This window comes from Bacteroidota bacterium, from assembly GCA_016195025.1.
Taxonomy (GTDB): domain Bacteria; phylum Bacteroidota; class Bacteroidia; order Palsa-948; family Palsa-948; genus Palsa-948.
This window is the reverse complement of the sequence record JACQAL010000071.1, coordinates 1-9113: the sequence shown is the minus strand read 5'-3', so window position 1 is coordinate 9113 and position 9113 is coordinate 1. Positions and strand designations below refer to the sequence as shown.

The window sequence follows — 9113 nt, the reverse complement described above, 5'->3', positions numbered from 1 at the left end:
TGTAATTTCCTCCGGCAAGGCCGGTTATATTTGCAGTGGTCGCGCCATTGCTCCAACTATAAGTATAAGGTGTTGTTCCTCCGCTTATACTTGCTGTGGCGGTTCCGTTGCTGCTGCACGTGGCGGCTGATGAACTTAGGGCGGCTGCGAGGACGGAGGGGTTAGTGATCGTGAAACTTTTCACCGTGTTGCATCCCGCAGCATCCTGAATGGTTACAAAATAAAATCCGGGACCGAGATTAGTTTGATTCGGCTGATTGGGAGGAGCCACGTTCCATGTATATCCATAAGGAGAAGTTCCTCCGGTCACCGATAAATTAATTGCTCCGTCATTCATTCCATTGCAGGAAATGGGAGTTACAACCGATGTTACCACAGGTGCGTTCGCATTGCTGAGCGTAACCACTCCTTTATTGGTGCAGCCGCTGGCATCGGTAACTGTTACGCTGTAAGTGCCGGCAAAAAGTCCGGTAACTGTTTGCGTGGTTTTACTTCCGGTATTGGCATCCCATAAATAAGTGTAAGGAGATTTTCCCCCGCTCACATTGGCAGTGGCGCTTCCGTTAAAGTTTCCGCAGGTGGGCGCCTGAGTGGTGGTGGGATTAACCACAATTGCCGAGGGCTGCGAAACAGTTGCGCTCAGAGATGATTTGCATCCGGCATTATCGGTTACCACCACTGAATAACTTCCGGCAGCAAGTGTGTTTATATTCTGCGTGGTGGCTCCGTTCGACCATGCAAAAGCATAAGGAGGATTTCCTCCGGTTGCATTTATATTGACTGCTCCATTCGCTCCTCCGTTGCAGGTAACGCTGGTGGTGGAAGAAAGCGAAAGCACCGCTCCGTTTTCACTGATGCTTACCGCAGAAGTTGAAGAACAGCCGTTCGCATCCAGAATAGTCACGGCATACGTTCCCATTGCAAAACCCGATGCGCTTGCGGTGGTTTGCCCGGTTGACCATGAATAAGTATAAGGACTAGTTCCATTGGCGATAGAAGAAACTGAAGCTGTTCCATTTGTACCTCCGCAACTTGCTTTTGTGGTGGAAACAGAAAAGGTGATGGCGGCAGGATTATTCAAAGTGACAGAGGTATTTCCGGCACAACCATTATTATCCGTTACAATAATTGTATACGTTCCCGAAGAAAGATTGCCCGCAGAAACATTGGTGGAAATAATTTGATTCAAATTATCATACCAGGTATAATTGTAAGGCGGCTGCCCTCCTGAAACAAGAGCGGTGGCGCTTCCGTTGCTTCCTCCGTGGCAGGTAGGAGAAATTACCGAAGCAGTGCTCACGCTGGTTCCTCCCGCTCCGTTCACAATAAGTGTTTGCGTATAGGTGGCGCTGCTTCCGCATCCGTTGGTAATGGTTACTTTCACTGTGTAATTTCCGGGATTGACATAGGCATGGCTCATGGTGGGTGAAAGGGTTGTTAAAATAGTTCCATCTCCAAAGTCCCATATAAAATTTTTACCTCCGTATGCAACAAAATTAATAAGCCCGCAGGTAGTGTAGCCGAGCACGCTCGCAGGAGGAGAAATCATGAATCCTCCGCTCACCAGAAGATTGGATGTAACGCTGAGTGATTTTGTGAGCGAAGTATTTTTATTGCAATGATTGCCGAGCGTGAGCGTGTAATTATAACTTCCGGTATTTGCATAGGCATGTTTAATGGTGGTAACAGTAACTCCATCGCTTCGCACAAAAATATCTGTTGCAACTCCGGTATTGCCGTCTCCGAAATTCCATAAGTTGTTCGGGTCTATTCCTTCGAAATAAAACACCAGCACATCTCCGGGGCAAACCGTGCTTGTGGGATTATTGTTCGGCATGATTCCGAAGTTCCATGGATTTAACTGAGGCGAAGAAGTGTTATTGATGGTTACCAGTTTGCCGGTAACTTTTGAATTGCCGCATGTATTTTGTGCCGTTAACACAACATTGTAAACTCCCGCTGCAGTATAGGTATGCGAAGTTCCTGTGCCAATGGTTGTATCGAGCGGACTTCCGTCACCGTAATCCCACGAGAAAGTAATTCCTGTTAACCCATTGCCCGCTCCTATTTGCGGATTCATCATCACCACATCACCCGGGCAGGCAGGATTATTAGGTAAATAAATATCAAGCCATGAAATTGTCTGGCTGTTGTTGATGGTAATATTTTTATAAAGCGTAACTGTTTTTCCGCAGGAGTTGGTTACAAAAACCGATGCGTAATAACTTCCTGTAGCAGTATAGGAGTGCATGACCTGCTCGGTGGAAGTGGTAATGGTTTGGCTTCCGTCACCAAAATCCCATTGATAAGAAGCATAACCAGCCAGCGTGGAAAGATTCACCGGACTGTTGGGGCATGCGGGGTCAGATGCACCCATGCTCATCCATCCGGGAAAGGTTGCAGCCGTATCTACCGTAACAGTTCCCTGCAACGTGGCGGTATTGCCGCAGGTGTTTCCAACCACCACACTTATATTGTAAGTTCCACCAGCAGTATAGGTATGTGCGGCATTGCCGGTTCCATTCGCGCTTACTCCATCACCGAAATTCCAAAGATAAGATGCGTATGAATTATCCGTGTTGAACTGCACCATCTGGTTAGGGCAAACAATGTTCGGATAAATATTGAGCCATAACCAATTTGGAACAGGAATAGTATTATCAATGGTTACGGTTCCAAACAACGTAGTATCTATTCCGCAAAAGTTGGTAATGGTTACCGAGTAATTATACGTTCCGACAGCGGTATACGTATGCGTTGGATTATAATTTGAAGTGGACAGCGAATCTCCGTCTCCAAATTTCCAATGATACCACGCATAGCCGGAAGAAGCGCTTAAATAAACTGACGAATTAGGACAAGCAGTTCCTCCGTTCGTATATAAAGAACAACTGTTGCAGAAACTTGTGCTGTTGTTTACAATTACCGTAGCAAAAACCGTGGAGTCCTGCCCGCAGTAATTTGTGCACTTCACCGAAGCGGTATACGTTCCGGTGGCGCTGTAACTATAATTTATAGAATTGTTATTGGAATTGAAGGCGGGGCTTCCATCGCCCATGTTCCATTGATAAGAAGGATACCCCCATGGTCCGTAAAAGTTTACATTTTCAGTGGGACAAACAAGAGATGAACTTACTCCGAGGTTTATCGAATTCGGAAATGGAATGCTGCTGCTGATGGTAACTACTCTTGCAAAGGTCGTATCGTTTCCGCAGTTGTTCACAGCCGTAGCAGTAGCCGTATAGGTTCCGGGCGAGGCGTAACTATGCATTATAGTGGCATTGGAAACGGTATCAATAATGCCATCGCCATAGTGAAAAATATATTTCGAAAAGCCATACGTGCCGAAATCAAACGTAAGCGGCTGGGTGGCGCAGGCAGGAGTGGGATACACATTAAAATTATTCGACACGGTAAGCGGGTTCGAACTCTTGACATGAATTGTATCGGTTTTGGTAGCGGAATTGTTGCAAAAATTTGTTACGGTATAGGTTATCGCATAATTTCCGGGGGAAGCATACTTATGGCTTGGGCTCTGAATGGAAGAAGTATTTCCATCTCCGAATTTCCAGAAGAAAGTTTTCCCGTATTGCTCCTGCCCGTAAAAGTATATCAAATCTCCGGGGCAGGCAGGATTAGGATAAAAGGAAAAATTATTATTCGGAATCTGCGTGCCGTCAACAGAAAGCGTGTACGTTTTGGAAGTGCTGTTTCCGCATTGATTGGTTACCGTATGCACTACGGAATAAGTTCCGGCAACGGTGTAGGTATGCTTTGGCTGAGTTCCCGTTGCTGTATTTCCATCTCCGAAATTCCACGACCACGTGGGACCGTCATAATTCCATGAATTAAAACTAAACTGAATGCCCGGACAAACAGGAGTATTGGGATTGAAACCAAAATCAACAGAAGGAAAAATAGAACTTACAATTTTTACCACTTTCGAAAAAGAAGTTGTGTTGTTGCAGAGGTTGGTAAGCGTATGCGTTACGGTGTAAGTGCCGGTTGCAGTATAAGAATGCGTGGGGTTCTGCAGCGTGGAAGTTTTTCCATCGCCAAAATTCCATGAATGAGTTCCGGTATATTCAACCGGATTAAAAGAAACATTTACGTTCTTGCAGGCGGAATCGGGATAAGAAGTGAAATTCGAATTCGGCTGAATGGTGTTTAACACGTGGAGTATTCTTGTAATGCTATCTTTTCCGCAGGGCGTGTTAAATACCAGCCGCACGGTGTCGCTTCCAAGCGTGGAAATTGTTCGCTGAAACATCCATTGTGTTGTAGTGTATCCATCGCTGAACTTCCATGTAAACGGACTGGGATTTCCCTGCGGGTCAAAATTCACCACCTCGCCCGGGCAAATGGTATCTTTCGACATCATAAAATTTCCGCTGGAACCTTGCCGCACATATACCGTTGTTGGCGAATAATAACTTCCCATTGAATTACTGTTGATATCATAAGCCGTCATGCTGGGAGAAAATGTATTCTGATACGTGTAGGTATGCGCTACAGGGTTTGTATTGTAAACAGTAGTGGAACCGCCATCGCCAAAATAATAGATGTAATGGTCAACGCTGCAATTATTCGTAGAGGTGTTTGTAAATGTAACCGGCTTTCCCATGCAGGTAGTATCAGGATTAATGGAAAAACTCAGCACCGGACCGGAAGGATACGTATCGTACTGCACATAATCCATGAAACAATTGTTTCCGAATTTGCTTTGAAAATCAAAAATGATATAGTTGGAACAGGAAGAAAAAGCAGAAGGAACAGTAAAGAAATACTGAAACCATCCGCTAACTCCAGTGGTAGTTGTGCCGGAATAAAAATTCGGGCCGCCTGCCGCCTGCCCTCCTCTTCGCGGAACAAAACCTAAATACGTTGCGCCTGTAAGAGAAGAATTGGCATTCACATATACATTCACGCCTTCGCCATCGTAAGAAGAATTATCATAGGCAGTAACATCCCTGTAAAAATAAAATCCTATGTACGGAGTGTTGGAGCCGCGCCCGCTCAAATCAAACTTGGAAGTAATAAGATCCTCGCTTGCGCCATTGGTAGCATTGTAACTTTGCCACTCCAGTTCATACGAGCCGGCAGCAGGCGACTGCGCTGGATTTGTTCCCGAAGTGGTGCGGAATAAATAATTAGGAAACGAACCCGATGTGGTCCATCCGGCAGGAGGATAGTTGTTTTCAAACCCCTCGTAAACGGTGGTTTGAGAAGAAGCAAAGGTTGAAATTAAAATAGAAGCGATGAGAGAGAAGTAAAGTTTCTTCATGATTATTTTTTTAGTGAACTGTTTTGCATTGAAGGAAAAAGCCGCCTAATATAATAATAAAAGTTTCCTGAAAGCGAAATTTTTATTAATCGTTTTAATGCTTGTTGAAACAGGAAAAAGAAGAAAAAGGTTTCATTATCTTATTAACAAAATTTACAGAAAAAAACCTTCAAAGAAACTCTCCCTCTTTCCCTCTCTTTTTGAAAGAGAGGGATGTCCGAAGGACAGGATGAGCCTGCCTGCCGCAGGCAGGTTACTGAATTACCACCTTCTCCGTATGGCAGCGAACTTCTGTCCCCCTTTTTGAAGGGGGAATAAGGGCTGCCTGCATAAATATTTTTGATAACATGCAATCCATGTATTGGTGGAAAGGAAAAATTGAAGAAGCAAATGAAACCGTTCTCATCACAAAGACCACAAAAAAAGTATTCAGGAAACTTTCTGAAAAAGTGAAATCGCTTCACAGTTATTCCTGTCCTTGCATTCTTCAATTAGACATTACGGATGGCAACCAAGAATATACCAATTGGCTTTTGAAAGAAGTGAAATAAAAAATCCTTCTTCGCCTAATCAACTTGCAATTTTCCTGTGCCAATCACTTTGCCCTCTGAAAATAATTTGTAAAGATAAAATCCGCCTGCAAGATTTTTTCTGTCAAACGAAAATGATTTGCTGCCATCGGCAACAGAAATTTTTGCCGCTTCTTTTCCTATAGCATCATACAACACGAACTCCGCATTTTTCAACGTCACATTACTTTTTATTTCTACAGCCGCTGAGGTGGTCATCGGATTTGGAAAAATGTTCACGCTGTTTGTAACATCATACTCAACCACTCCGCTTGGAGGCATGACGATAATGGTGTAGTCCTCCACCTCTCCGTGCCAGCCAACCGAAGCGCCATCGGTAACTAAGCAGGGGTCAGGCGCGGTGTGCCCGCAACCCGTAGTCATTTTCAAGGCAACGCGCATTCGTGTTGTGCCTGTGGCAGCGCTTGTCGGAACTGTGATGGTTCCGCTGTAAGTTCCTGAATTCTGATTGCTGGCGGTAAGGGCAAGTTCTCCCGCATCTGCAAAATCCAAGTCAATGTTCCAGTCAATCCACACACGCAATTCATGGGTCGGGCAAACGGGAGGATCCATCGAATAGGTCATGGAAAAATTATATGCTTGCCCTTTCGTAACTGTTGTAGAGATGCCCGTGTTCACATAAAGTTCTTTCTGAGAAGTGGTGGTGGTGCGATTGATGGTATTGAAAGTTACATTGGTGATTACGGGAGAAGTGCTGCCGTAAGTATTTATGCCCGCGCAGGGAAATGGGCTGCAGGTGGGCGGTGTGCACCATGTTTGCGAAAAAGCAGAGGTGCTGCTTATTCCGATTAGCGAGGCAAAAAATAATTGTGTCCCGAAGAAAATATCGGGATGCAGAGCCATAAATTTGTTCATGGTGTTTTTTGTTTTGATGAATGTTGAATTGTTTTAGGACATCTCTAATAACTCCTCAAATGTAAAAAAAAAACGAGATTACAAATCCCTTTTCTCTTCGGTCGAGATTATTAAATCTCGACCAGCACTTTCATTATTTTTTTATTTAACAAATCCAATGCAGCGGGGGGATTAGTTTGGGGATTGCTGAGTTATATGAAAGTGCAAATCAAAATTTAGTAATGTCTAATTTATATGTTGCACCTTTTTTCATTGGAGAAAATACAAAGGCAGAGTTTATATCCCGTAAAAAACATTGAGAACCAAGTTTTTCATCTTGATTAGGTATTAACTTTTGTTCGATTTTGTCATCGGCAGATGCTTTTATGATGTAGAATTTTGTTATAGGATTCGATATAATACGATCTATGCCAAAACTATTATATAAAATAGTTGATGAAGAATTTGTCTTATCATAAGAATAATCATTGAAGGAATATTCCATGCAACCTAAAGGCATGTTAAATTCTTTGCATGGTTCATACCAAGGCATCCGCATTGCATTAAATACATTAAGTACATCAGAATAGTTCATTTTGTTTTTAATATTCCCATCTATTTGAACAATGTCTTCTTTAGGTAAAAATTTTGTTTCAAGAGTATTGAGTGCGTTATCAAATTTATATACGATAAATCCAACTGGTCCGACACTTCCAGTATGTCCCCCAGTAGCTGCCTGCGTACATTCAACATAACATTCACCAATAGCACAATACTTGTTGGATTCATTTAATGTCAGTGATTGAAAAATAATAAACTGTATTCCTTCCCAATTAAATTTCTTTTTGTCAGGAAATGAATAATCCAGATACTTATTAGTTTTAGTATTATTTATTTTACCGCTGTTATTATCAATCTCTATTGCAAAGAAACTATTCATATTTACAAAAGGCACATCTGAACCCATATCAATATTAAGTGATTTCTTTATTTTATTCTTGTCGCTTAATTCGGCATAATTGCCAACAACTATTAATTTATTCCCGTTCAATATTACATTAGAGGGAGAATAAACATTTTGGTCTGGATTATTTAATTGCACTTTATAAACTATCGCACCGGTATTTGCATTTAAGCAATAGATATACTGTGCAAATGTTTTTTTAGACACGGCATCATTAACATAAGTAAAAACAAAATCATTGTCAACTAAAAGTATTTGAGTGGTTTGAATTTTTATTGGTTTCAAATCGCATTCCCATTTTATAATTCTTTTAATTGGCAATTTGTTTTTATCAACATCATAGCAGTAAAGCATATTATTTGCTGAAGAAAATATTCTGTCTCCAAATCTTCCAATATTAAATTCGTCTTTTTTCAATGGTTCTATTTTATTATATTCCTCTTTGTCGAATTGAAGAGTAGAAATTTCATTTAGTTGATTGTCTAATCTTATATAATACTGACCCCAAGTCATTACGGTTTGCTGTATTCCAAAAAATAAAGATTTATCTTCCTTTATTAAGTAAATATCTCTAATCCCCTTCGGGATTTGTTTTGTGTATTGCTTTTCTAAAACCAAATCTTTATTATATTTTGCAGCAACAAGATTTTTCCCATCCTTACTTTCCGTCCAACCATAAACAAGAATACCATCATCTAATTGTACAACTTTGGGTTCTTCAATATTTCCCGTTACGCTCTGAGAAAAAATAGTATTAAAGAAAAAAAATGAGATAATAAATAAATAAGTTTTCATTGTAAAATAGTTTTAGGGTTCAACAAAAATAAATGTATTACAGCACGATTGTTAAACTCAACTGCGTTTTGTAAACTTTTCTTAAAAACCAAGAGGGGTGTTCTCTCCGTTGCTCTAATGCAAAAATCGTAGAGACAGACCTGCCTGCCGGCAGGCAGGGAGAGAGCACTCTCAGCGCGAACGTCCCGATTTTTTCGGGATACAGAGCCATAAATTTGTTTTTCATGAAACATTTTGTTTGGTTGATGTTTTTATTTCGCGTTTCAGAGCAAAACGCAACGAGCCATTGGAACAACAAAAGTAAAAATTTATTTTACAAAAGCAAATGATAGAAATCATTCAAACAAAACCACTATATCGTAACCCTTACTATGAATATTTGTTCAAACATTCGCGGCTGTTATAAAAAGATACTGCGATGCTTTTCACTGATTTGCAAACACAATAAGATTTCAGACAAAACATTTTTTTCTTTTTGTTTATGGAATCATCTGTTTCCATACATCCCCGTACCCGCGAAGCTCCAGCTTCGTGGGATATTATTCAGTAAGCTTTGCTTACAAAAAAACTTCTTTACATTTACAAAATGTCAGAAGCTTACAAAACACATAGTGATGGTTTATATTTTGTAAGTTTCAGCGTGGTT

5 protein-coding genes are annotated in these 9113 nt (G+C 41.3%); 1 reads left to right on the top strand and 4 read right to left on the bottom strand.

What is annotated here, in order from left to right; genetic code table 11:
- The coding region (locus tag HY063_13750; protein ID MBI3502850.1) for a PKD domain-containing protein at positions 1-5284 on the bottom strand (5284 nt) is incomplete at its 3' end.
- Between the two features lie 356 nt (positions 5285-5640).
- Here HY063_13750 and HY063_13745 point away from each other — a divergent pair.
- Positions 5641-5835, top strand: a complete 195-nt coding sequence (locus HY063_13745; protein MBI3502849.1) for a divalent-cation tolerance protein CutA — start codon at positions 5641-5643, stop codon at positions 5833-5835.
- Positions 5836-5850: 15 nt separating this feature from the next.
- Here HY063_13745 and HY063_13740 read toward each other — a convergent pair whose 3' ends face one another.
- The 3 genes from HY063_13740 to HY063_13730 all read right to left on the bottom strand — a co-directional run bounded on the left by HY063_13740 (position 5851) and on the right by HY063_13730 (position 8693).
- On the bottom strand, positions 5851-6729 hold the full coding sequence (locus HY063_13740; protein MBI3502848.1) for a T9SS type A sorting domain-containing protein: 879 nt from the start codon (positions 6727-6729) through the stop codon (positions 5851-5853).
- Between the two features lie 208 nt (positions 6730-6937).
- Positions 6938-8467 (bottom strand): hypothetical protein, encoded by a 1530-nt coding sequence (locus HY063_13735; protein MBI3502847.1) that lies wholly within the window; start codon positions 8465-8467, stop codon positions 6938-6940.
- A gap of 37 nt (positions 8468-8504) precedes the next feature.
- Positions 8505-8693, bottom strand: a complete 189-nt coding sequence (locus HY063_13730; GenBank protein MBI3502846.1) for a hypothetical protein — start codon at positions 8691-8693, stop codon at positions 8505-8507.
- Between the last annotated feature and the right edge of the window lie 420 nt (positions 8694-9113).